This is a genomic window from Clostridium sp. DL-VIII (assembly GCF_000230835.1).
GTDB lineage: Bacteria > Bacillota > Clostridia > Clostridiales > Clostridiaceae > Clostridium.
Map to the genome: position 1 here is coordinate 3134928 of NZ_CM001240.1, position 23651 is coordinate 3158578.

General features: G+C 29.2%; 26 protein-coding genes and 1 pseudogene. 20 read left to right on the forward strand and 7 right to left on the reverse strand.

The genetic code is table 11. The annotated features are described in order from the left end of the window. The first annotated feature begins 173 nt into the window (after window positions 1-173). The 6 genes and pseudogenes from CDLVIII_RS14345 to CDLVIII_RS31305 form a co-directional block, all read left to right on the forward strand. Entirely contained in the window at window positions 174-1397 is a 1224-nt protein-coding gene (locus CDLVIII_RS14345) for a hypothetical protein (protein WP_242835992.1), read from the forward strand. A 128-nt stretch (window positions 1398-1525) separates the two neighbouring features. Next, window positions 1526-2563 (forward strand): phosphodiester glycosidase family protein, encoded by a 1038-nt coding sequence (locus tag CDLVIII_RS14350; RefSeq protein WP_009170165.1) that lies wholly within the window; start codon window positions 1526-1528, stop codon window positions 2561-2563. A gap of 22 nt (window positions 2564-2585) precedes the next feature. Then, the gene (locus tag CDLVIII_RS14355) at window positions 2586-3605 is read left to right on the forward strand and encodes a hypothetical protein (RefSeq protein WP_009170166.1); all 1020 of its coding nucleotides are present in this window, start codon (window positions 2586-2588) and stop codon (window positions 3603-3605) included. Between the two features lie 249 nt (window positions 3606-3854). Beyond that, a complete protein-coding gene (locus CDLVIII_RS14360) occupies window positions 3855-4535 on the forward strand; it encodes a DUF5680 domain-containing protein (protein ID WP_009170167.1) in 681 nt (226 codons plus the stop codon). A 20-nt stretch (window positions 4536-4555) separates the two neighbouring features. Further along, entirely contained in the window at window positions 4556-5425 is an 870-nt protein-coding gene (locus CDLVIII_RS14365) for a methionyl aminopeptidase (RefSeq protein ID WP_009170168.1), read from the forward strand. Window positions 5426-5427: 2 nt separating this feature from the next. Then, window positions 5428-5508, forward strand: a pseudogene (locus CDLVIII_RS31305) (DUF2200 family protein); the annotation flags it as partial. Window positions 5509-5632: 124 nt separating this feature from the next. Here CDLVIII_RS31305 and CDLVIII_RS32565 read toward each other — a convergent pair. Further along, window positions 5633-5764 carry a hypothetical protein gene (locus CDLVIII_RS32565; RefSeq protein ID WP_278245925.1) on the reverse strand — a complete coding sequence of 44 codons (132 nt, stop codon included), beginning with the start codon at window positions 5762-5764 and terminating at the stop codon, window positions 5633-5635. A 420-nt stretch (window positions 5765-6184) separates the two neighbouring features. Between CDLVIII_RS32565 and CDLVIII_RS14370 the strand changes: the two genes are divergently transcribed. From CDLVIII_RS14370 to CDLVIII_RS14390, 6 genes are all read left to right on the forward strand, one after another. After that, window positions 6185-6445 (forward strand): hypothetical protein, encoded by a 261-nt coding sequence (locus tag CDLVIII_RS14370; protein WP_186005574.1) that lies wholly within the window; start codon window positions 6185-6187, stop codon window positions 6443-6445. 28 nt (window positions 6446-6473) lie between these two features. Then, window positions 6474-7055 carry a flavodoxin family protein gene (locus CDLVIII_RS14375; protein ID WP_009170170.1) on the forward strand — a complete coding sequence of 194 codons (582 nt, stop codon included), beginning with the start codon at window positions 6474-6476 and terminating at the stop codon, window positions 7053-7055. A 365-nt stretch (window positions 7056-7420) separates the two neighbouring features. Further along, a complete protein-coding gene (locus tag CDLVIII_RS14380; protein WP_009170171.1) occupies window positions 7421-8269 on the forward strand; it encodes a sialate O-acetylesterase in 849 nt (282 codons plus the stop codon). 63 nt (window positions 8270-8332) lie between these two features. Beyond that, entirely contained in the window at window positions 8333-8854 is a 522-nt protein-coding gene (locus tag CDLVIII_RS14385) for a helix-turn-helix transcriptional regulator (RefSeq protein ID WP_009170172.1), read from the forward strand. Between the two features lie 107 nt (window positions 8855-8961). Next, the gene (locus CDLVIII_RS31310) at window positions 8962-9120 is read left to right on the forward strand and encodes a hypothetical protein (protein ID WP_009170173.1); all 159 of its coding nucleotides are present in this window, start codon (window positions 8962-8964) and stop codon (window positions 9118-9120) included. Between the two features lie 156 nt (window positions 9121-9276). Continuing rightward, window positions 9277-9918 (forward strand): C39 family peptidase, encoded by a 642-nt coding sequence (locus CDLVIII_RS14390; RefSeq protein WP_009170174.1) that lies wholly within the window; start codon window positions 9277-9279, stop codon window positions 9916-9918. A 315-nt stretch (window positions 9919-10233) separates the two neighbouring features. Here the strand turns inward: CDLVIII_RS14390 and CDLVIII_RS14395 are convergent, their stop codons facing one another. Further along, window positions 10234-10809 (reverse strand): TetR/AcrR family transcriptional regulator, encoded by a 576-nt coding sequence (locus CDLVIII_RS14395; protein ID WP_009170175.1) that lies wholly within the window; start codon window positions 10807-10809, stop codon window positions 10234-10236. A gap of 137 nt (window positions 10810-10946) precedes the next feature. Between CDLVIII_RS14395 and CDLVIII_RS14400 the strand changes: the two genes are divergently transcribed. Further along, complete coding sequence (locus CDLVIII_RS14400; protein WP_009170176.1) at window positions 10947-11921, forward strand: SDR family NAD(P)-dependent oxidoreductase; 975 nt, start codon at window positions 10947-10949, stop codon at window positions 11919-11921. A gap of 66 nt (window positions 11922-11987) precedes the next feature. Here CDLVIII_RS14400 and CDLVIII_RS14405 read toward each other — a convergent pair whose 3' ends face one another. Then, window positions 11988-13394, reverse strand: coding sequence for a PHB depolymerase family esterase (locus tag CDLVIII_RS14405; protein WP_009170177.1), 1407 nt, complete (start codon window positions 13392-13394; stop codon window positions 11988-11990). Window positions 13395-13712: 318 nt separating this feature from the next. On the opposite strand from CDLVIII_RS14405, the gene CDLVIII_RS14410 reads away from it, so the two are divergent. The 3 genes from CDLVIII_RS14410 to CDLVIII_RS14420 all read left to right on the forward strand — a co-directional run bounded on the left by CDLVIII_RS14410 (window position 13713) and on the right by CDLVIII_RS14420 (window position 16086). Beyond that, window positions 13713-14531, forward strand: a complete 819-nt coding sequence (locus CDLVIII_RS14410; protein WP_009170178.1) for a hypothetical protein — start codon at window positions 13713-13715, stop codon at window positions 14529-14531. 312 nt (window positions 14532-14843) lie between these two features. Next, entirely contained in the window at window positions 14844-15527 is a 684-nt protein-coding gene (locus CDLVIII_RS14415; protein WP_009170179.1) for a cell wall-binding repeat-containing protein, read from the forward strand. Window positions 15528-15591: 64 nt separating this feature from the next. Next, on the forward strand, window positions 15592-16086 hold the full coding sequence (locus CDLVIII_RS14420; RefSeq protein WP_009170180.1) for a hypothetical protein: 495 nt from the start codon (window positions 15592-15594) through the stop codon (window positions 16084-16086). An 82-nt stretch (window positions 16087-16168) separates the two neighbouring features. On the opposite strand, the gene CDLVIII_RS14425 is transcribed toward CDLVIII_RS14420, so the two are convergent. Continuing rightward, the gene (locus CDLVIII_RS14425) at window positions 16169-16810 is read right to left on the reverse strand and encodes a TetR/AcrR family transcriptional regulator (RefSeq protein WP_009170181.1); all 642 of its coding nucleotides are present in this window, start codon (window positions 16808-16810) and stop codon (window positions 16169-16171) included. A gap of 142 nt (window positions 16811-16952) precedes the next feature. Between CDLVIII_RS14425 and CDLVIII_RS14430 the strand changes: the two genes are divergently transcribed. Together CDLVIII_RS14430 and CDLVIII_RS14435 are read left to right on the forward strand one after the other, a co-directional pair. Then, window positions 16953-17819, forward strand: a complete 867-nt coding sequence (locus tag CDLVIII_RS14430; RefSeq protein ID WP_009170182.1) for an EFR1 family ferrodoxin — start codon at window positions 16953-16955, stop codon at window positions 17817-17819. Between the two features lie 151 nt (window positions 17820-17970). Beyond that, window positions 17971-18555, forward strand: coding sequence for a hypothetical protein (locus tag CDLVIII_RS14435; protein ID WP_035301802.1), 585 nt, complete (start codon window positions 17971-17973; stop codon window positions 18553-18555). A gap of 200 nt (window positions 18556-18755) precedes the next feature. Here the strand turns inward: CDLVIII_RS14435 and CDLVIII_RS14440 are convergent, their stop codons facing one another. Next, window positions 18756-20519, reverse strand: coding sequence for a M56 and phosphodiester glycosidase domain-containing protein (locus CDLVIII_RS14440; protein WP_009170184.1), 1764 nt, complete (start codon window positions 20517-20519; stop codon window positions 18756-18758). Window positions 20520-20540: 21 nt separating this feature from the next. After that, on the reverse strand, window positions 20541-20915 hold the full coding sequence (locus CDLVIII_RS14445) for a BlaI/MecI/CopY family transcriptional regulator (protein ID WP_009170185.1): 375 nt from the start codon (window positions 20913-20915) through the stop codon (window positions 20541-20543). Window positions 20916-21305: 390 nt separating this feature from the next. On the opposite strand from CDLVIII_RS14445, the gene CDLVIII_RS14450 reads away from it, so the two are divergent. Together CDLVIII_RS14450 and CDLVIII_RS14455 are read left to right on the forward strand one after the other, a co-directional pair. Beyond that, entirely contained in the window at window positions 21306-21887 is a 582-nt protein-coding gene (locus CDLVIII_RS14450; protein WP_009170186.1) for an RNA polymerase sigma factor, read from the forward strand. Further along, window positions 21880-22698 carry a hypothetical protein gene (locus CDLVIII_RS14455; RefSeq protein WP_009170187.1) on the forward strand — a complete coding sequence of 273 codons (819 nt, stop codon included), beginning with the start codon at window positions 21880-21882 and terminating at the stop codon, window positions 22696-22698. Before CDLVIII_RS14450 ends, CDLVIII_RS14455 begins: the two co-directional genes overlap by 8 nt. 353 nt (window positions 22699-23051) lie before the next feature. Here the strand turns inward: CDLVIII_RS14455 and CDLVIII_RS14460 are convergent, their stop codons facing one another. After that, on the reverse strand, window positions 23052-23474 hold the full coding sequence (locus CDLVIII_RS14460) for a MerR family transcriptional regulator (RefSeq protein ID WP_009170188.1): 423 nt from the start codon (window positions 23472-23474) through the stop codon (window positions 23052-23054). Window positions 23475-23651 lie beyond the last annotated feature (177 nt).

The window sequence follows — 23651 nt, forward strand, 5'->3', positions numbered from 1 at the left end:
ACTTATGCATACTTTGAAACATTTGCAGCGTAATATGAGTGTAAGAAACATTTTAAAATTAAATACTGTATATTTTAGTTTATATTGCATGTTAGGGATATTAATTATAAAGTAAAATATTTAGATAATTTTTTAAAATCCTAAATGTATTAGGAGGAACTACAGTGAAATATATGACAAAAACAACTCTTATTGGGTTAATTACTGCAACTACAATATTAAGTGGATGCACTAATACAAAAGAAATTAAGATTTCAGAAAATGTTAAAAATGATATTTTAGCTAAAACAGAGGACAATAAAATTAGAAGTGAACCAGCATTACAAAAGAAATTAGAGGGCCTAGATAACAAGATAATATTGTTTTGGATTGATGACGAGAATATTTTAATAATTAACAGCGATGCATTTAGTATGGAAGATAAAAATATTATTTTAAGTAGTTATAATTTGGAGAGCGAAGAGAGTACGGAATTATTAAATGATAGTAGCATAACTAGGGTATATGGATTTGATGAGAGTGGTGTTGTGCTGCTTGGAAGTGATAATAAAGCGTTTATATATGATGCTAAGGAAGAAAAGCTTAAGGAAGTACTTGACTTTAGTAAAGAATTTGAAGATAAAATTTCAGATATGGAATCTCTAAAAAATAAGGAAGATGTATTATCTCAAACTCATTTAAAATTGATAAATCGAGATTATATATCTTATGCTAATAAAGTGAATTATAAGCCATCTAATGATATAAAAGAGACAGAAGGGACAGCTGAGTATACAATATTAAATTATAATGAAAATAAAAAATATACTATTGAATCAAGTTTTTATGGCGGGGGACTTAATTGCAAAACTGATTTAACAGGTAAGAATATCTTCATACAAGAGTTAGGTCAAATAACTAAGTTGAATTTAGAAACTGGAGAGAAGTCATCAATGAAATTAAGTGAACCCAAAATTGAAAAGGTGTTTGAAGATGGAACGTTATTAGTTGAGTGTGTTGAAAAAAATAAAAGCGGCAATGTTAGTGAAAGGTGGTACAAGTTAGATTTTGACAATAAAGATATAACTAAATATGATGTGAATTTTGAAAGTAAGAATTTGTCAATCGATGCAGTTGATTTAAAAAATGAGTTTGTTGTGTTTACATATCTTGGTGAAGGAAAAGAGAGAAATAAAAATATAGCAATGTATGGAAAGCTAGAAGGAAATAAGATAGTTATTAAAGATAAAATATTTAAAAATAAAGAAGACAATGGATGTAATACAGCAAGGCACTTTATTTTTAGCCCTGACCATAATAAATTTATTACTGGAGTTGAAATAAATAAACAACAAGATGATTCATCTAATAGTGAAATTAATAAAATAGACTCAGAATATCTCTTTGAATTATATTAGATTGCATAATGTTAAATAGAGCGCTTTTGTTATATTAGCTCTTCGTATTTGTTTACATTTTATCTTGATTTGCTTAACTTGTAATAAACTAAAAGTATACGTGTATTTTGTAGAAAGGATACTTAGTTATGAATAAATATGGAATACATAAAAAAAAGTATGTAAAGCTAACATCAAAAGTAAATCGCAATATAAAAAACAAGAAGAAATCACGCTTTACTAGCCTGCTTTCTTTTATGATATTTGAGCTTATTTTTATTGTATGCACATTTCCTTTTTTACTTTTATATGGACCTTTTGAAAATGCAAAAAGAACATTTGTTGGATCAGCAATGGGTACAATGAATACTCAATATTTGGCTACATTGTTTTTATCAGAGGAGAAAATAAACAGTATTATAGGGAAATCATCATCTGGCGCAGAAAATGAAACTACTAACATTAGCAACGTTAAGATACCTAAGATTAAAGATGATAGTATTGAATTTTACGAGATAGCTGATAATCCTAAGTATAAGGGATACTATCTTGTAATAAAGGATCCAACAAGGGTAAAAATAGGTGTTAGTTCAAAATTGCAAACAGAAGGTGAAACAACATCTCAAATTGCCCAAAATAATGATGCGATTGCAGCTGTTAATGGAGGCGCATTTGTAGACAAGTCTTCAGTTACGTGGACAGGTACAGGGGCATTTCCAGATGGGATTGTAATGAGTGATGGAAAAGAAGTATGGAATAGTTTAGATAAGAATGGTAAAACAGATTTGTTTGGAATAACAAAGGATGGAGTATTAATTGTCGGTAAGTATTCAGAAAATCAACTTAAAGAATTAGGCATTCAAGAAGCATTGAGCTTCGGACCTACACTTATTGTAAATGGAAAAGAGAGTAATATTACAGTAGATGGAGGAGTAGCTCCAAGAACAGCAATTGGCCAGCGAGAAGATGGTGCAATAATTCTTATGGTTATAGATGGCCGAAGTTTAACTAGTTTAGGAGCAACATATAAAGAAGTACAGGAAGTAATGCATAAGCTAGGCGCTATTAATGCGATTAACTTGGATGGTGGAAAATCTACAACACTATATTATGATGGAGAAGTTAGGAATACACTATCAAATAGTATGGGCGAAAGAACAATTCCAACAGCAGTCATTGTTAAGTAAAGTTAAGGAGATTTAAAACAGAATGAAAAAAATAATTATTTGGGCAATATTAGCTTTAATATTAGAAGTTGGTTCGTTATACATATTAAATAATTTTGTGTTTACAAATTCATCAGAATTTAATAGTAAAAAGATTGAAATTAAAAAAGATCTTACAAACGGTATCAATGCAACTATTCCAAGTAATGCAGAGAATGTTGATTTATCTTATGAAGGAAAATACTTAACATATATTAATGAAAAAAGTTTATATATTCAAGATACTAAAACAGGAGTAGTAAGTGAAATTAATACTGAAAATAATGAAGAGATTATGTACTATAAATGGCTAGCAGGTAGAGACTTAATTGCAATAGTTGAAAATATAAAAAAAGATGGAAAAGAAAAAGTTCAACTTATAACATATAATCCTGCAAATACTTCTAAAACCTTAGTAAAAGAAATCTGCAAGTATGAAAAGAATATGGTAGTAAACAATATGACAACATCAGTACTTACTAATGTGTTTTATATAGTTATAAATAATGAACATTCAGGAAATATAGTCTATAGGATAGATAGAAATGATGATCTTACAAATGTAGATATCAAAGCTAATAGTTTAGGTAATATGCAAGTAATACCGCATGAGGATAGATTAATATACGAAGATAAGGCAAATGATAAATTCTTTATTACAAGTCCTAATAAACAATTGATATTTAGTTCAAGTAAGAAATTAGCACTTTTAGGCATTGATAAAAATGATGTAATATATATGGGTGAGATTAATGAAGACAAAATATCAAGTATAATTTATGGTAAAGTTGATGAAGATCCATCTACTTGGAATAAAGTAACACTTGATTCGGGTGTAGATAAAAATGATTTGTACTTTAGCGATGAAAGCGAAATATTAATTAACGACAATCTTAAGGGAGAGGTAAGAAATTTTGCAAATGGTAAAGAAGTTAAATACGAAGGGAAGCTTATTCAAATTAAAGATGGATTTATAGCTATTATGGACAACAATGGAAAATTAGTATATAAGAGCTTAAAATAATTTTGACTGCTATGACAAAGAGGTTGGTGACGGCAGTAACCACTAAGACCTATTGAATTATGCACGGAAATTACAATTTAATACTTTAAATGTCAACATAGATAATAAAGGTGAGGTTGAAGAACCAAATCCAGATGGAGGAGGTTCTCTTTCTTGATGAAAGCAACTTTTGGTTGTCAACTTTGTTATATTTAAGTGGTAGAAACATGATAATAATATCAGTATACTAATATTAGGAGGGATTAAACTATGAGTTTTCAAGAACAATTGCAAACACTTAGAAAAGCGAAAGGTCTATCGCAGGAAAAATTAGCTGAATTTTTAGGTATATCAAGGCAAGCAGTTGCAAAATGGGAAGTAGGACAGTCTTATCCTGATATAGCTAGATTAATTGCATTAAGTGATTTGTTTAAGGTAAGCATTGATAAATTAGTTAATGATTATGAAGAAAATTGCCGCTTGTCCATAGAAGAAAATAAAATTAAATGTATAAATGAAAGTATAATTGATTTTTTATGCAGGGCTAAAAAATCAACATATGCTGGAAAAGGGCCAGAAGGTAAACCCTCAAGACCAAATTCTCATGACTTAGAATATGTAGAGGGCAACTTAAAATATATTGATACTTATTTGGGCACAGAAAGATTTTCAGGAGAAGAAGGTTTATGGCAGGATGATATCCCAGTTTGGGCAATGAATTATACTGGAAGAGTTTTGGATGAAAGATTTTCAGGCGGTTTTTTAAAGGAAGCTTTGAGTTTAGTGACTAAGGATAATCCATATAGAGGCCCTATTATTTATCAAAATGGACAGTATAAATATCATTGCATTATAAATGGAGAATTTAAGTGGTTTCAAGGGTATGAGGAAATATATTTTGATGATACTAAAGTTTATGAATGTTATTTTCATGGAGGATCAATTAAATAGTCAAGATAAGGAGTAATATAATGATATTAAACAGAAATGATTTATGTTGGTGTAAAAGTGGACTTAAATATAAAAATTGTCATTTAGAATTTGATAAAAAATTAAGTGACTTAAAAAGAAAAGGATGTATAGTACCAACGAAAAAGCTTATAAAAACAAAAGAGCAAATTGAAGGAATAAGAAAGAGTGCGGAAATTAATAATGGTCTTTTAGACTTAATTAGTGAGAACATTAAAGAAGGCATGACAACAGAGGAAATAGATAAATTAGCATATGATTATACAATATCAAAGGGTGGAATTCCAGCAACGCTTAATTATGATGGATACCCTAAAAGTATTTGTGTATCAATAAACAATGTAGTATGCCATGGAATACCAAGTAAAGATGTTATCATTAAAAGTGGGGATATTGTAAATGTAGATGCAACAACTATTCTTAACGGGTATTATTCAGATGCATCAAGGATGTTTATGATTGGAGAAGTAAATGAAGAAGCTGAAAGGTTAGTTAGAGTAACTAAAGAATGCCTTAATAAAGGATTGGAAGCAGTTAAACCTTGGGGATTTTTAGGAGATATTGGAGCAGTAATTCAGGAACATGCTGAAAGTAATGGGTATTCAGTAGTTAGAGAATTTGGAGGACATGGAGTTGGGTTAGATATTCATGAAGAACCATTTGTTTTTCATTATGGAAGAAGAGGAACAGATATGGTTTTAGTGCCTGGAATGGTATTTACAATTGAGCCAATGATAAATGCCGGAAGTCATGAAATATTTATAGATAAAAAAGATGGATGGACTGTATTGACTTCTGATGGTTCTCTTTCAGCACAATGGGAACATACAGTTCTTGTAACTGAAGAGGGGATAGAAGTTATTTCAAAATAATTATGCAGGAAATTCGTTATTTGGATAAGCTAATCAATGAATTAGCAAAGGGAAAAGCCATGGATAAGATTTTAAGAAAATAATGGTTTAAAACGAAGAAACACTGATTTTATATGTAAAATATAAAATCAGTGTTTTTTGACCAGATTAATACCCAAATAAGAAAGAATTATGTAGATCTTAAAAGATGTTGAATAACACCTATATTCACTTTGACTTATTATTGATATCTTTATAACGAAGTCCATCAATAACAATGGACATTAATTTATTGAATCGTTCAATATCCAAATCACCTTTACGCTGATCTATAGCAAACAGAAGACGCATAACTAACATTCTCACTGCCTCAAACAATGCTTCTTTGCTCGAGAAATGGCGGTATACTGTACCAATGCCTACACCAGCCTGTCGAGCAATTCAAATTATAGGAATTGACGTTCCTTTTTTTATTTTACTTTAAAATTTGAATATTGACAATGGAATCATGATTCCGTATAATATTTACTATAAGCGGAGCTTAAGTTCCGTTTTGGTAAATTAATATTAAAAGCCGGTGTTTGTTATGAATGAAGAAAATAAAAATATCAAAAGTCCAAGGGAAATATTTGAACTTGCCCAAACTATGTTTCTAAATAAGGACTTGAGCAGTTTTTCTAACTTATTTGCAAGTGATGGTATATTGGAATTGCCGTTTCATATTCAAAAATCAATGAGGTTAATTCAGGGCGAGAGAATATCCGCTCTTATCTTGCGACTATGCCAGCTACACTTTTAAAGCCAATAGGATATAAATCCATGATAATACATGAGATAAGCAATCCTGAAATTATTATAGCTGAGTATGACATGTATGGTGAAGTTACGGCTAATAGCAAGCCTTTTCAGAGAAGTTATCTTCAAGTTGTTGAGGTTCGTAATTGTGAAATCATAACTTTACGCGACTACTGGAATCCTATTGATACTTTCGAAATGCTTGATCGTTTGCCTGAGCTTTGTACTATTCTTACACAAAATTAAAAGTGATTATTAGAAGGAGAGATGTAAAATGTCAAAGGTTGTTATTTTCAACGGTAGTCCAAGAAAAAATGGGTATACCACAAAATTGTTAGAACAAGTAGCAAAAGGAGCAAAATCTAAAGGTGCCGAAATAATTGAATTTGATTTAAATGATTCTGGAATTCGTGGTTGTCAAAGCTGCTTTTATTGCCGTACACATGATGGTTGTGCGATTAAAGATTATTTACAGCCAATGTATAAGGCCATTACTGAGGCAGATGCTATTGTATTTGGTTCTCCAATCTATTATTATCAGATTACAGGTCAAGCAAAAAATTGGCTAGATCGTACATTCCCAATGGTTGGAGATGATTTTGCACCGAGACATCCCGGCAAAAAGGTAATATCGGTATTTACTAAAGGTAGTCCAAATCCTGAAATGGGTGCAGAGAACATTAAAGTTATTAATAGTATGTTTGTAGCATATGGTTGGGAACTAGAAGATAGTATTGTTTGCTGTGGAACTACGAATTTTCATTCAGAAAAGCTTGAGAGGTATGATTCTAATTTAGAGCAGTTTAAGGAACTATCTTTGAGAGCATTTAAGGATGGAGAAAATCTAGTTAGGTAAATTTCAAACACACAATATCATTATTAATCAATAAAAATAAATAACAGATTTTAAAGTCGCATTATTCAAAGGAATTTGCGATTTTTTTTATTCTTTAGTCGCTTGCGATTTTGTTCACTCTTTTTCAAATTCAAGTTTTATATTTTGAATAAAAGCAAATAATAAATCAAGACCAAGTATAAAGGCTAAGAAAAAAGTTATAGTTGACAATTAGTCTAATTAGACTATAATATTTAAGAGAAGTTAGTCTAATTAGACTAGTGGTAAATATATTAAGAATAACTAATATATAAACAAAGTAAATACTTAACATTTATTAAGAATCAGAAGAATTTCTTAGTAAAGATAAAGAGAGGATGAAAAAAATGATTAAATCGTTTTTAATGGTAGGACAATCAAATATGGCTGGGCGCGGGTTTATTCATGAGGTGCCACCAATTTATAATGAGAGAATACAAATGCTTAGGAATGGTAGATGGCAGATGATGACGGAGCCCATTAATTATGACCGTCCTGTTTCAGGAATAAGTCTTGCTGGTTCATTTTCAGATGCATGGTGTCGTCAAAATGGAGAAGATACAATTGGTTTAATTCCTTGTGCTGAAGGTGGAAGTACACTAGATGAGTGGGCTGTAGATGAAGTGCTTTTTAGACATGCCATAACAGAAGCTAAATTTGCTATGCAAAGTAGTGAGCTCACAGGAATTTTATGGCACCAAGGAGAAAGTGATAGCCTTAATGGTAACTACAAAGTATATTATAAAAAATTACTTTTAATTATTGAGGCTTTTAGAAAAGAATTAAATGCTCCAGATATTCCAATTATCATTGGGGGATTAGGAGATTTTTTAGGCAAAGAAGGATTTGGAAAAAGTTGTACTGAATATAAATTAATTAATGAAGAGTTACAAAAATTTGCTTTTGAACAAGATAATTGTTACTTTGTCACAGCATCAGGTTTAACTTCTAATCCTGATGGTATTCATATTAATGCAATTTCTCAAAGAAAATTTGGTTTACGGTATTTTAAAGCCTTTTCTAATAGGCAGCATGTATTGGAGCCATTAATTAATGAAAATGAGCTGCTAAATTTAGATAATGCTAGAACACATACCAAAACAGAAAAGATATATATGAAAAGTATGGATTTTGCATTAGGAAAAATATCATATGAGGAATTTGTATCTCAAGTAATGCAAACTAACAATGATTAAACCCTATAATTATGAAATAACCGTTAATATAATTTCGATGAAGAGCATAAAGGAGATGTTTTTTTGATACCATTACTAATTTTAGGGCTGTTAAAACAAAATCCAGGTTCTTACGGATATGAATTATTAGCCTTAATGGAAGAGAGGCACTATAAATATATAGTAAGTTTCACTAAAGGTTCATTCTACTACAATCTTCAACAATTAGAAGAAAAACAATATATTAAAAAAATTAACCAATCAGATACTACTAGAGAAACGAATAATTATATCATCACTGAACTAGGAGAGAAGGAATTTGAAAAATTAATGTATAAATATGGTTCTAAGACTGATTATATAAATCTATCCTTTTATGCAGCAATGTTATTTGCTAATGAATATAAAAGTGAGGATTTAATAAAACTAGTAGAAATACAAATTGAACAAACTAAAAAGAAAATTTCTTTATTAGAACAATCGCTTGAGCATGATGACACTCTTCATACTTATTTTAGGAAAATGATGGAAAATTCGCATTCTCATCATTTAGTAAATGTAGAGTGGTTTGAAGGACTGTTAAAAGATATAAGAAATGGAAATTGATTTAAAGTTCTTGAAAATGCCGATTTTTCGGCGTTTACAAGGACTTTTTTGATATCTAGGAAATTTTTTAATAATTGTATTATATATAAACAAGGGATGTGAAAGCATTGACACAAAATAACAGCAATAAAAACAACAAAAAATATATAATAATTGGCCTGACAATAGGTGCTGGATTAGGTGTAGTCTTTAATAAAGTTGGTATAGGCATAGCAGTAGGTGCTTTTTTGGGAGCATTCATTGGTATTGTAGTAGGAAAAAAGTAATGGATAATTTGTAGATTTGACTCAGTAAATAAAAAATATGTTCTTTGAAAACAAAATAGTGTGATATTTACAAATGTGCTATAATTAACCAAAGGATAAATTGTACTTTGTAAAGCAACATAATAAATACTTTATGTGATACTTGGGAGGTTTGGTATGAGTTTTAATATTGAAATTCTTAATTTCCTGAAATATGTTATTATAACAATATTTTGGATTATAGTAATTGATGCATTAATTATGTCTGTTCCGATACTACAGTTAAAAAAGAGGAGGGAAATTCCACTAAAGTTCAGCATTAATATGAAAAATAGGATTGATTTTCAACATGGAAATAAATGTGCTGCTTTTGCCACTGCATATGTTTTAAGACATTTTAACATTAATTCTGATGGCAATACATTGTATCAACATTTTCCCTGTAAAGTTCCAGGTGGTGTCACACCACTTGGAATTCGAATTGTTTTAAGAAAGCATAATTTAAAAACTAAATATAAAAAAGGTAGTATATATAATTTAAAAGAAGATTTAAATAATGGAGCGCCAGTAATTGTATTTATTCATCCAAGTCCTAATTCAAAAGGAAGTCATTTTGTTCCTGTAACAGGATATGATGAAGATGGATTTTATATGGCAGAATCTATTGAAAAATTAAGTAATATTACCAATGAAAAAGGGATATGTAACCGTAAAGTAAATTATAAGGATTTTAAAATAATGTGGAATATAAAGAATATATATATGCCACTATACAGTAACACTTATATTGTAGTTAGTCCTAAAAAAGATAAAAGTTAAGTATATGTTACTAATAATCGAGTGATAACCGATAAATTCAAAATTTGTAGAGTTGCTTTACATGTTATTATATCTGAAAATTTAATAATAAGTTAGGATATCGCAGTATTTTATAATGAGAATAGATTTGCGGTATTTTTTATGCTCAAAATACTACGAAATACTAAAAAAGGGTACATTAAAAGTTATATCACTTGTTACTGATATAGCAAACCCTATCATGAATAAGTAAAGTTTTTATATAATAATTAAAAGTGGATAGCCCTCACCATATAAGCTCTTGACGGGAATGTTGGGGCGTACCAGTTTATAAACTTATAGAAAAATTAAATCTAAAAATGAATTAATTAAACCAGTTGGATCATCTAATCCTTTCTCAGGTTCTAAATGTCCAGTAGAATTAAGCTCAACCAGACCGTAAATAAATGCAGATGCCATTGCTGTCAATTGTTTCGGAGATTTACTGATAGTGCATTTTTGCTTATAAGCTTTTTCTAAAGATTTATAGATGAGTCCAAATACTTCAACGGCTGAAATGTGTAGGTTAGGATATTGATCTTTGGGCCATTGTTTGCGGAACATTAATTCACAATGCTCTTGATTATTTATCCCGTAATCATAAAAAGTATATAAAACTTCATAAACAAGCTTTCTAGGATTGTTTATTTCTTCAATTGATTTGCAAAGGCGATTTTTTAGCGTTTCAAAGTTTTCAGTCACAATGGCTGCAAGTAAATCGTCTTTATTTTTAAAATATACATAAACCGCACTTCTAGATAAATTCATTTCTTTTCCAAGATCACGCATACTGACTGAATCAACACCATTAACATCAATCATTTGTCTTGTAACATCAATTAGCTTTTGTTTTGTATCATTAATGCTTTTCATAGTATCCTCCAAATATATTTATAATTAATTTTACAACATCATGTTGACACTGTCAATGTTCTAGATTATAATGAATTTAAGTTGACGGTGTCAATAACAAAATATACTAATCCCACTTTTAGAGAAGGAGTGTAATTATGTTAACTGAAATGAATTTAAATAAAAAAACCATTATTATAACTGGGGGGAACTCAGGATTAGGTTATGCATGTGCTAAATACATTGCTAAAGCCAATAAAAATAATAATGTTATACTAGCTTGCCGTAATGCAGCTAAAGCAAAGGAAGCAGTAAATTCACTAATTAAGGAAACGAATAATAACAATATAACTTCTTTGGAACTTGACCTTGCATCTTTAGAATCTGTAAGAAATTTTGTAAGCAAATTTTCAAATTCAGATTATCCACCACTATATGCGCTAGTTTGCAATGCGGGATTAATCATGGTTGATAAAACTCATTATACTAAGGATGGCTTTGAAAGTACCTTTGGAACTAATCATCTTGGACATTTTCTATTAGCTAATATGCTATCAGAAAAAATTATCAATTCAGGTAGAATAGTTTTTGTTAGTAGCGCAACTCATGACCCATTACGAAAAACAGGGATAGCTGAGCCTGTATATGAGAATGGCAGATTATTAGCTTATCCTAAAGAAACCAGTGAAAATAAAAATATGATGTTAATCGGTCAACGTCGATACACTACTTCAAAATTATGTAATATATACTGCACTTATGAGTTAGCTGAAAGAATAAAAAAGCAAACTAATAAGAATATTACAGTAAATGCTTTTGATCCTGGACAGATGCCAGGTACAGGGTTTTCTCGAACTTTTCCTCCTTTAATGAAATTTGTTTGTGACTATATTCTCCCTGTTACTACTTTATTTCGACCAAATGCTAATACTGCTGACAAATCAGGTAAAGCATTAGCATCTTTAGTGATTAATCCTGAATTAAACGAAGTTACAGGTAAATATTTTCAAGGTACAAAGGAAATAAAATCTTCGGAGCTTTCCTATAACAAAGAAAATAGGAAGGATTTATGGAGGACAAGTGTTGAATTAACAAAACTAAACAAAACTGAAACAATCTTAAACTTAGACTAAGAATAATTAATTAAGATACAATTCAACCACTACATTCTTGTAGTGGTTGAATTAAGCATTTTATAATTACGATGGTAATTGAATTAAAGTTCCATCAGCTTTTCTACTGAATTTGTTTAAATAGTTCCATGACATTTCAGCATAATATGGATTTGGATTACTGTGCCACATTTCATTAACTGTACACATCATCATATAATCTGTCTTTTGTAAATTATCATTACTATACCATTCACCAGTATTAATTTTATAACCGTACTTTTCAAGAGTTTGGCTATTTTTAAGAGGAGAGCCGAATGTATAATTAGCATCAAAAGTTGTTAAAGATATATTATTCATTTTCTTAAGTGTGTTGAAAAAAGACTCGTATTCAGTACGTAGTTGAGGTTTGGAATTACTATCTGCCTTTAAGAAATTAACACCATCATCTGTTCCAACTCCAAATGTTATCGGAAGACGTGTCAAATTTTGTGACACTCTTTTTTGAATGCTTGAAACAGTATCAGCGTTTAATGAAGGCCCACCTGCAACTACATCTATTCCCGAAAAAATTTCAGGATGTAATAGGCCCATATCAGCAGTCATTGTTGCACCAAGTGATATTCCTGACATATATATTTTTTGAGTATCGATTGAATAATGTTTTTCTACAGCATTAATTAATTTAAGTAGAAATTCTTCATCATTATAAGAAGTTGATTTAGAATTTGGTTCACTCCAAAATCCAGGTGTAGTTGAAGCTGGAATAACAGTTATAAAATTTGCCTTTGCTCCCACATATGGAAAACCTAAGCCTTCAGCTTGTTCTATATTGTTACCTGCAGCGTGTAACACCATAACCATAGGTACCTTTGAATTTTGATGATCTTGTACATATTTAGGAATATATTCGTTCCAGTCATGAAGAACATTATTATTATCACCTAGCGCTTCGTCTCTATGTTCAATAACAATAAGTTGATTTTCCATAATATTTTTCCAAGCTTCCTGTAGTGCGGCATATACTTCTTTATTGGTTGAAGGCTGAGGTAATTCACTAGGGTTAGAAATACCAATTAAATTTTCATTATAGGATTTTGCAGCTAAGGCATTATCAGTAAAGGTATTATTCATTGATTCATATCTTGCTCTTCTTACAGGATTTTTCATGCCCATAATTTGGTTGTTTAACAAGTAGGCTGTAGTATCGGATGTGTATTCGCACCCATCAAAGCACATATAAAAATTTGCTTTAGTTATTTTACTGTCTTTCATTGTAACCTGCAGCCTGTAAGAAATAAGATCATTATCTGAATCGGTAACTCCTAAATAAGTGGCATCTTTTAAAGATGATGGCTTTTCTTGTGAGGTTTCCAGATTAATTGAAGTAGTTTGTTCCGCTGCAAACACATTGCTTGGTGTGATAAAGAACATAGAAATAGCAGTTACACATGCTAAGATCATATTAAATGACTTAATAACTTTTCTTTTCATAAAAACAAATCCCCCTATCAATATTGTTTGGTGTTTTTAAAGTTCTGAAAATATATTTTCATCAGGCTATATGTACATACTAATCCTAATAAAGTTTCCAATAAATATAATACTTTCCAAAAGTACACTTTTAATATCCAAATGTCAGTTACAATGATTAAAAGTTTAGCTAATAATAATGCAGTTTGAAAATCTAACATATTGTATTAATAAAATATGTTATAATTAACGCATTATAGTAAATTATTACAAAAGCGGTGGAGACGATGGATGTATTAGAAGATAGACAATAAATTTAAATATTGGAGGAATTTTTGATTGAAAAATAAGTTATTTATAATAGAAGGATTACCTTGCACTGGTAAAAGTACTACAGGTAGATTTGTATCAGATTTTCTTTTAAAGCAAGGACATGCTACTTTATACTATGATGAGAGTGCTTTAGAACATCCTGCTGACTATGAATTTCATGCATTTATGACAAGTAATGATTTGCAAATATTGAGTAATACCGAATTACAGCAAGTCAAGAATATTGGAGTCGAGGAAAATTCAGGTTTAGTTATACCACTTTTCAAGCTAAATAGGGAGTTATTTGATAAAATAATTCCTTTTAAAATATATGATTGTCTGCCATGGGAAAGAGAAAAAACAGTAATGCTAAATCATTGGGCCGAATTTGAAAAACAGGCATATACAGAAGATAGAATTTATGTTTTTAATTGTTGTTTTTTACAGAATCCATTATGTGAAATGATGATGAGATTTAATTACTCTTATGAAGATATTCAAAAATACATAATAAATATTTTTGAATATATCAAGACTTTAAATCCTGTTGTGATTTATTTACAAAATTCTAAAGTCAAAGAAAGAGTTTCCGAAATTGCTATGGAACGTGATGATGAATGGCTGAAAAGTGTTATTGATTATAATACGTTACAGGGTTATGGAAAGGCAAATTGTTTTAATGGATTTGATGGATATATTTCATGCCTTGAAGAAAGACAGAAAGTGGAATTAAAAATTTTAGAACAACTTCCTATTGATAAAATTATTATTGATACACCTTTTGAAGACTGGAAAAGAACATATAATACGATTACAGATTTAATTAAATCGTTGGAAGTTTATTGATACAAGAAATAAAGAACTATATTGAAAAACAAAAACCAAAAGGGTGTAAGATATGCTTGGAAGTTATGAGTGCTAAAAATAAAGAAGTATTTTATAAAAAATTGGATTTGAAAAAGGACCATCTGAACATGATGGTTCTGGAATTATAATGATGGTGTAATGTCAGTATAGTTTTTGAATATAATTTTTATAAGTAAAGAAATACTATATTCTCTAAAAATCGAACAATACTGAAGTTACAAGATGTGTTATAATTTGTATGTAATGGAAAAATAGATATGGGAATAAAAATGGAATTGAGGCTAATGTAAGATGAAAAAGTTAAAATTGATAGCGAGTTCATTACTAGTAATGTCAGTATTAACATTAAATTCAGTTGGAGTAAATGCAAAGTGGAAACAAGATTCTAACGGTTGGTGGAATACAGAGGGAAATTCATGGACAGTAGGATGGAAAGAAATTGATGGTAAATGGTATTATTTCAATTCTGATGGCTATATGGAACACGATACAACTATAGATGGATATAAGATAGGTTCCGATGGAGCATGGATTCAAAGTACACAAAACGTTTCAGCAGATTCTGAAAAAGATGAAAAGACAGCAGAGAACTACCTTGCAGATCAAGGATATAAAATTATTACTTCCAGAGGAAAAACAAGTGAGTACATTTTGGAGAAAAATATGCTTTGGGGATCAAGTGGAGATTATTCAGAAGTATGGGGAGTGCAGAGAGTAGAACCTGATAAGTATTTTGGAAAACAAATTATAGGATATAATTTTATAGTTAAAAATCATCCTTTAGAAAAGATTTATAATGTTAACACTAATGTTTATGTTCTAATTTCTGATGGTCAAATTATTGGAGGAACATCATTTCCAGATGGAGATTTTGTAGGAGGATGTTATTCATTAGATGGGAAAACACTAGAGGAGATAACAGGGTTAAGTTATGAGCAATGGTGTGATAATTGGAAGAAAAAATATGCTTCTTAATAGTCCTTCTTAAAGGAGGGGGCTTGATTATCTAATAAAGATAGATTAAAGGGGAGGCTTAAACTTGAACATAAGGAATAAATTTGTACTTGGTATATGTATAGTATTTTTAATTAGCACTATTAACGGCTGCGGGTCAAGTAATAATAAAAAAGATATATATAGCAGTATGTATAATGATAATGAAAGAATTGCACAAGAATCTGAGGATCACACTCATACAACATATAATATTAGTAGTTATTCTGATAATGATATAGAATTCCAATATGGTGGCTTTTCTGGTGTTGATACAGTTTGGATTTTAAAATCAACAGATAATGAGGAAATTACATTAGATTATGATTCAAAAGTTAACAGTGGTGATTTTAAGGCGATTTTGGTTAATCCAGAAAAGAAAATAGAAAATATATTAGAAGGAACAGACCAAGGAAACAAAACAATAAAGTTAACAAAAGGAGAGTATAGATTTAAGCTTGTAGGAAGCAATGCTAATGGAAAAGTAAAACTTTCAATTACTCGAAATAATAATGTTGATATAAAAAGGATATTAAAATAAATAACAAATTAACTAAGGGTTATTGCTTGAGGAGGGCAATAACCATTAGTTAATTCAAATAGAGTAATAAGTAATCTGAAGACTACTTATGTTTCAAAGAATCTAATAACATTTCAATTGTGAATTTAATAAAATCTTCCTTGTCTAAACCAAAATAATTTGTATAGGTGCTACCTGATAAAGAAAGCATTTGAAAAAATCCTGTAGCAACAAAAATTGAGGAAAAGGCGAGTGTAGATATTTCTAAATCAGAACGAATGCTTCCATCTGTTTTCCCTTCATAAAACATCTTAGTTAGTTCTTCAAATAAACTTTTATCAAAATCTGTGAATTTCTCACGATAAGGGATGTTTATACCTTCAGAATTTGATTTTATAACTCCGCATGTATTTGTTAATTGCAGCAGTTTTGGAAAATTGCAAAAATAATCATAATAGGCATAGTAAGATAAACGTATTTTTTCAAAGCCTGTATTTCCTTTTTGACTTTCATTTTTTATCATGTCAAAAAGACGTTTATAACCTCTTAATGCAACAGCAAAGAATAAGTCTTCCTTACACGTAAAATATCTGTAAATTGTCCTTTTAGTAAATTCACATTCTTTAGCTAAATTGTCCATAGATATCTTTTCAAATCCATGGTCGCAAAATAATTCTTCAGCCGTAGAAACAATAGCTTCTTCTCTTTCAAACTGTTCACGCTCTCGTTTTGTTAATTCCTTCAAAAAACATCTCTCCCATCTATTGACAAAGAAATTGACATTAAGTATACTGCAAGTATACCTGTATACTAATAGTATACCAATGTGAAGAAATTTTATCAAGTCATTAAAAATAAGGGAAGAAGTAAAAAAGGGGTGTTGAAATATGAAATCAGTTATAATTTATTATTTTTCAGGTACAGGAAATACGGAACTTGTTGCTAATGTGATTAAAGAAAGATTTGTGAATTATAAATATAAGGTTAGTATTCTAAGGATTGAAGATGTTCTAAAGAAAAATCTTAAAATAGATCTTGAAAGCTATGATCTAGTTGGAATTGGATGCCAAGTTATTGGATTTGGAGTTCCCAATATAGTATATGACTTTATTAAGTGTCTTCCTAAGGCACAAAACAAAAAGGTATTTCTTTTTAGAACTTCAGGAGGTATAGCACCGATTAATTATAATGCTTCAAAACCAATAATAAGAAAGCTTTCAAGAAAAGGATATGAAGTGTTTTATGAGAGGTTATTCTCCATAAGCAGTAATTGGATAAATAAATTTGATGATATAATTATAAGGAAGCTTTATGAAGCAACAACTAAGAAGGTGTCTATCATGTGCAGAGAAGTTATAAGCGGTGAAAGACGAATACTCAAAACAGGAATTGGACTTAAGGTGCTTATGGAAATGGTTATGTTTATAACTTCATGGATATTCCCTTTAATTGGAAAATATTTGAAGGTTAATAAAGCATGTTCTCATTGTGGACTGTGCATAAGGAATTGTCCTGCCGGAAATATATATGATAGTAATGGAAGAATTAAGTTTAAGTTTTCTTGCAACAGTTGTATGAGATGTGTATATTCCTGCCCCAAATCAGCCATTAATTATGGGATTTTTACTTTTTTCCCTGTATCAGGTGGATATAATATAGAAAAAATTCTTAAACAATCACCTAATCAGAGTGAAATAAATGATAAAAAAGTTCCTCAATTTTTTAATGATTATATTAGAGATGATAACATGTGAACTTTTATCTGCAGAGGCATTTTGAATTTATGTTATAATTGATCCAAAATAGTAATTTAAGGCTTACAAATCGCAAATTTGAAGTTGTTGCACTAAAGTGAATTTTTAAGCATTAAGTATATTTTTAATATGTTTAAATTATGGGGGGAGAATGGTGGTATTAGGATTTTTCTTAATAATGGTGTTTTTATTTTTTATAGCATTATTCTTTATAATGCTGAATGTAGTATTTATAATTATCTGGACAATAAAAAAGCGTATGGGAAAGACTCCTAAAAAACGCTATATTATTATTCCAATAATTTTTTTAATCATAAGCATTTTAGTAGAGTTGGTTCCTATTGGTTGGGTCACTATGGTGCGTTCAGGAAACAAAAGTATCTCTAAAAATATTATTATAGTGCAATCAGGAAAAATTGGATATTGGGGACTTAAAGCAAATAGCGATGCTACAAATGAATATTTTGAAATGGATGGTGTTACCTATGTTCACGTATTAGATGCAGATTCATCGCATACGTGGAAACTTGGGAAACCAGTTGCTAATATTAAGTATAAGTCTAGCGAAGAGGTATTTAACAAAATATTAACATTAATATTTGGGCGTAATGATATTTCAACATTATATCAAGTTATTAATGTTGAAGGGTTTGAGTTATATAGTACAGGAGGAAGTATAATCTATTGTCCTGAAAATCAGAAAAATACGGTTTTAACATATTATAATGGGGGATAATATTGTTAAACTATTACAATTGTAAGAATTATAATACTAGTATGTATTAATTGGTGTAGTAGTAAAAACAAATAGTAATTTTAAATATCACATTATTCATAAAATAGAAATTCAAACAACAAAAGAGAAGATAGTTTTGCTTTTTACACAAAGTTGTCTTCTCTTTAGGTTTATAAGAATCTAATAAACTTTTATAGAATTTATTTTACGATTACTGTTGTTGGAACTTTTTTTTCTCGATTTTCATCTGAAGGTTTATTAATGACTTCATCAGTATAATACATTGTTGTGGACTTACCACCACCTAAATTTATGGCATTTACTGCACCTAACTCATATATGATTTCTTGTTCTTCTTTTATTGTAGCACCTAAACTACTACTTTCGTCGAAATTACCATCTATAGCAAGCATGATTATAGCACCATCTTTTCTTTGTCCAATTGCTGTTCTTGGAGTAGCACCTAATCCACCATCTCCTTGAATTTGAGTCTTTTCACCATTTATTACAAGTGAAGGAAAACCAGTTAATGCTTCCTGGGCATCAAGATGAGTTAAATCATTTAAGGAATAACTTCCGACAATTAATTGTCCAAGTTTGTTTATTGCAAATAAATCTGATTTTTGGTCATCTTTCAATCCATTATATATCACTTGCCCATTTGATAAGACTATTCCAGTTCGGGTTTTCCCTCCGAACAATTTAACTTCTGGATAAAAATCACCAAAACTTATGCCATTAATTGCTGCCACAGCATTATTATTTTTAGCAATTTCACTTGTGGTTTCTTCTTCGGTCATGAGCTTAGATGAATATGCTATTTTTACTCTTGTTGGATCTTTTATTATAAGGTAGTAACCCTTGTAGCTACTGGTCGCAATACTATATTGTTCAATTACATTTTTATCTGAGCTAGTGTCAATACTTTCTTGTGTTTCTTTTAAAACATTAGGAGCAGCTTTAGTTGATACTGCACCTAAAGAACAAATACCAATTATTATAGCTATAGCTCCAAGGAATATTCCACGTTTAGTTTTTCTATTTAACATATTATCAAACCTTCTTTTTAATATTTCTTTATTTCCAAGTTCAGTTGCGAGCTTTGTATAATTAAGATTAGATTGGCTTTGTTTTAAAGAGTTTAGAAGTGTTAAAGCATAATTTTTTCTCTCATTAAAATCGCACTTGTGTAGTATTTTTTCATCGCAAGAGAGCTCACATTCAATATTTATATATTTGTTCATTACGTAAATTAAAGGATTAAACCAATAAATTGAAGTAACAACCATAACTAATAATTTATATATCAAATCCTTCTTTTTATAATGCATAAGCTCATGTCTTAAAATCCAGATAACTTCTGATTCTTCATAATCTATTTTTGGCAATATTATATAAGACTTGAAAATACCGATTCCAAATGGTACAGAAGTATAATCAGAAATTTTTAATATTATATTTTTCTTTATCGTTGTTTCATTTAGCAAGTCATTATATATATAATTTGTTTTCTCATCTTGGACATTAATTGATAAATCTAATATAGTTCTTTTTAATTTTAAATAAGAAAAAATTCTATATATAATAATTATCAGAGTTATAATTAACCATAAATAACTTAGAATTTCAAATGTATTAATATTAAAATGCTTTGTAGCATCAATGATTTGGTTAGTATTCGATGAACTGTTAAGTGAGATACCATTATTGCTTGCTTCACTTATAGCTTTATCTGTATTTAAAGAGCTGAAGGTAGAGAGCTTATTAATCATAAGATTTTGGTTTAGATATATTGGAATTTTAAAAGGTAAAATCATTCTAATTATGACTATAAGCCAAATGTAGTAATTGAAACTTTGAGTATATTTTTTAAATAAGGTTTTCTTTAAAAGTAAAATGATGCAAATTCCAATACTACTGATTAGTGCTATTCTCAATATATTGGTAAATAATGCTTGAGCCATATAACCACCTCAAAATATAAATTATTCTTTTTGATTTTTTATCCACTTTTCAAGATCAGCCAGGTCATCATTAGTAATTTCATTATTATCATGTAAAGCAGTGATTAAACTTTTTAAGGAATTTTCATGAATATTAGTAAAGAAATATTTTGTTTCAAATTCCAAATATTCTTTCTTGCTTATTAATGCACTGTAATAAGTATATAGTTTGATTTTTTCTGCCATTAGGAATTCTTTTTGTACTAATTTAGATAGCAAAGTTAATGTTGTTGTTCTCTTCCATCCAATTTGTTCTTCTAATTCCTTAATAACATCTTTTGAAGATAAAGGCTCATTATGTGCCCATATAACCTTCATTACATTCAATTCAGACTGTGGGATTTTTGAAATACTCAAATTTATACATCTCCTTAAAATTTTTAGTCTATAACTATAGACTGATTAAAATCAGCTTACCATATGAATGAAGTGGTGTCAATATTTTACTGGTAAAAAGTTCATGGATGAAAATATAGAACTGAATTGTAGTTATATAAAATTTAATCTTACATATCAAATTTAACCTTGCAGCTGGTTGCTTTATAAGATTTAATAAATGGAATATGGAAAGTGTTGTGGATAATATTATAAATTAATATAAATTTATAATAAGTGAAGTATAATATTTTAAACAACACATGGGAAATGTAGGATAACTATTAATTTTTTTGTTAAAGATGAACCAATTAAGAACCTAATGTCTCTAATATATAGATGCATCCATAAGAAGTTAAGGGAGATAGTAAATTGTGTGAAGAAGAGCTTATCATAAAAATCCAGTCTGGTGATATGAACGCATTAGGTGAACTGTTTGAAATATATAAAAATGAGTCATTTAAATACGCATATCTTATTACAGGTAATAAGCATACAAGTGAAGATATTGTACAAGAAGCATTCATAAACTGTTACAACAATATTAAAAGCCTTAAAAATGCTGAATTTTTTAAATCATGGTTTTTTAAAATGCTTACGCGGATTGCATGGAGATATGCAAAAAAAGATAAAAGATCACTGCCAGTTGAAAATATATTTGAAAAATCAGATGAAAAAAGCATAGATACTTCTATAGAGCAATATTTAACAAAGGAGCAAAATAATAATCTTTATGAAGAAATTGAAAAGCTTGATTTAAAACAAAAAACAGTAATAGTTCTATATTATTTTAATGGTCTTACAGTTAAGGAAATTGCAAAAACAATGGGATCCTTTGAAGGGACAGTCAAATCGAGACTTCATAGTGCAAGAAAAAAATTAAAAAGCAGTTTAATTAAATGTGATGATGAATATAATCATAGAAATTTAAAGAGGGTGAGACTTAATGAATAAAAATTTTAATGAAAATATAGATGAAAATATTAAAGAATGCCTAATTGAAAAATCAGATAATGCTTCAGTACCAGAAAATATGTTTTTCAAAATCAGAAATGAAATATTAAAAGAAAAGGATAGTAAAGGAGTTTTTATTATGAAACATAAATTATTAAAATCGAAGACAGTTATAATTGCAGTAATGTTCATCATTGCAACAAGTGTTACATGTGTTGCAGCAACTAAATTTCCTGTAATATTTGGTTCCTCATCTCATCTGACTGAAGTTAAAACTTTTCCAAGTGCAGATAAAGTAAAAGAGAGTGTTGGTTTTACACCTAAATATGTTGAATCCTTTAAAAATGGGTTTGAATTTATTAAATTTAACTATTCAAACAAAGAAATCAGAGATGATAAAGGAGATGCTACTCAAAAGTATAAGAGTGCAGATTTTGATTATAAAAAAGATGGCTCCGAAAAAGACCAAGGTTTGACTATGTATGCTGAAAAAATAGATGAGAAATATTTCAATGAAGAAATACACCAAAATGCCGTATCAGAAGAATATAATGGAGTTAAAATTATATACACTAGCAGCCAATACAAGACAGTTCCAGATGGATATAAACCAACAGATGAAGAAAAAGACTTAGAAGATAAAGGGGTTCTTGAAATTGGATATGGAGACAAGGATACAAAGGTGAAGGTTATTAAAGATCAAACAGTCATGTGGTATGAAGATGGAATATCTTATTCCATTACCAATATGGGTTATACAGAATTAAGTAAGGATGATATGGTTAATATGGCAAAAGAAGTTATAGGCTAAAAAATAAATATGGGCAGTATAATTTAAATTAATGATAGCACCTAGGTTTTTAGCTAAGATATATTAATTTACAAAAAATAAATATAAAATTGAAATGTCACATTGTATAGAAGTAAAAATGTGGCATTTTTTAATACAGAATACTAGAAAATTACTAAGCAGTTTAAGACTCATATAAAATATAATAAATAGTAACACATCAAAAGGGGAGATGAGCGTTACTATTTTAGATTTTTTATCCACTTTTCAAGATTAGCCAAGTCATCATTAGTGGCTTCATTATTATCATGTAAAGCAGTGATTAAACTAGTATATAACAATTAATAGTTAGTAGTATATAACAAGTTTGACTACTATAGTAAGTTATTTTCACATTTTTCCTCATGAACTTTTTTTCTTTCTTCGTTAATAATTTGGACTGCATCAGGAGATGTATACTTGTCTATTTTTGAACGAATAAGGCATAAATTTTCATTGAGTTCATTTATTTGGTTTAAAATTACTTCCTGATGTTTTAAAAGTAATTCTTTTCGTGAATCTATGGTGCTAGTACCTTCCATGCAGAAATCAATATACTTTTTTATATCCTTAAGCTGCATGCCAGTATTCTTTAGACAGCAAATTGTTCTAAATAGACTCACATCTGATTCAGTAAAAACTCTGTTTCCCGATTTATTTCTCATGACAAATGGTAGAAGTCCTTCTTTGTCATAAAAACGAATTGTATATATAGAAATTCCAAACATTTTTGATATATTTTTTATTGTATAAGTCAATTTTAAAATCTCCTTTAAAATTTATTAAAAAAAGCTTGACCTAGAGGTATCTCTAGGTATTAACATGAGTATAAATCATAGGAAATTAAATTTCAAGTGACTTATATCTTATTGGGTAACATTAAAATTGATGATTAAGGAAATACTATCTTTGAAATATAAGTAGCAGTATAAATA

Excerpts from the sequence above, each read along its gene's own strand:
- CDLVIII_RS14345 (WP_242835992.1), top strand. The coding sequence starts at position 174 with ATGACAAAAACAACTCTTATTGGGTTAATTACTGCAACTACAATATTA.
- CDLVIII_RS14350 (WP_009170165.1), top strand. The coding sequence starts at position 1,526 with ATGAATAAATATGGAATACATAAAAAAAAGTATGTAAAGCTAACATCA.
- CDLVIII_RS14355 (WP_009170166.1), top strand. The coding sequence starts at position 2,586 with ATGAAAAAAATAATTATTTGGGCAATATTAGCTTTAATATTAGAAGTT.
- CDLVIII_RS14360 (WP_009170167.1), top strand. The coding sequence starts at position 3,855 with ATGAGTTTTCAAGAACAATTGCAAACACTTAGAAAAGCGAAAGGTCTA.
- CDLVIII_RS14365 (WP_009170168.1), top strand. The coding sequence starts at position 4,556 with ATGATATTAAACAGAAATGATTTATGTTGGTGTAAAAGTGGACTTAAA.
- CDLVIII_RS32565 (WP_278245925.1), bottom strand. The coding sequence starts at position 5,764 with ATGTTAGTTATGCGTCTTCTGTTTGCTATAGATCAGCGTAAAGGTGAT.
- CDLVIII_RS14370 (WP_186005574.1), top strand. The coding sequence starts at position 6,185 with ATGCCAGCTACACTTTTAAAGCCAATAGGATATAAATCCATGATAATA.
- CDLVIII_RS14375 (WP_009170170.1), top strand. The coding sequence starts at position 6,474 with ATGTCAAAGGTTGTTATTTTCAACGGTAGTCCAAGAAAAAATGGGTAT.
- CDLVIII_RS14380 (WP_009170171.1), top strand. The coding sequence starts at position 7,421 with ATGATTAAATCGTTTTTAATGGTAGGACAATCAAATATGGCTGGGCGC.
- CDLVIII_RS14390 (WP_009170174.1), top strand. The coding sequence starts at position 9,277 with ATGAGTTTTAATATTGAAATTCTTAATTTCCTGAAATATGTTATTATA.
- CDLVIII_RS14395 (WP_009170175.1), bottom strand. The coding sequence starts at position 10,809 with ATGAAAAGCATTAATGATACAAAACAAAAGCTAATTGATGTTACAAGA.
- CDLVIII_RS14400 (WP_009170176.1), top strand. The coding sequence starts at position 10,947 with ATGTTAACTGAAATGAATTTAAATAAAAAAACCATTATTATAACTGGG.
- CDLVIII_RS14405 (WP_009170177.1), bottom strand. The coding sequence starts at position 13,394 with ATGAAAAGAAAAGTTATTAAGTCATTTAATATGATCTTAGCATGTGTA.
- CDLVIII_RS14415 (WP_009170179.1), top strand. The coding sequence starts at position 14,844 with ATGAAAAAGTTAAAATTGATAGCGAGTTCATTACTAGTAATGTCAGTA.
- CDLVIII_RS14430 (WP_009170182.1), top strand. The coding sequence starts at position 16,953 with ATGAAATCAGTTATAATTTATTATTTTTCAGGTACAGGAAATACGGAA.
- CDLVIII_RS14435 (WP_035301802.1), top strand. The coding sequence starts at position 17,971 with ATGGTGGTATTAGGATTTTTCTTAATAATGGTGTTTTTATTTTTTATA.
- CDLVIII_RS14440 (WP_009170184.1), bottom strand. The coding sequence starts at position 20,519 with ATGGCTCAAGCATTATTTACCAATATATTGAGAATAGCACTAATCAGT.
- CDLVIII_RS14455 (WP_009170187.1), top strand. The coding sequence starts at position 21,880 with ATGAATAAAAATTTTAATGAAAATATAGATGAAAATATTAAAGAATGC.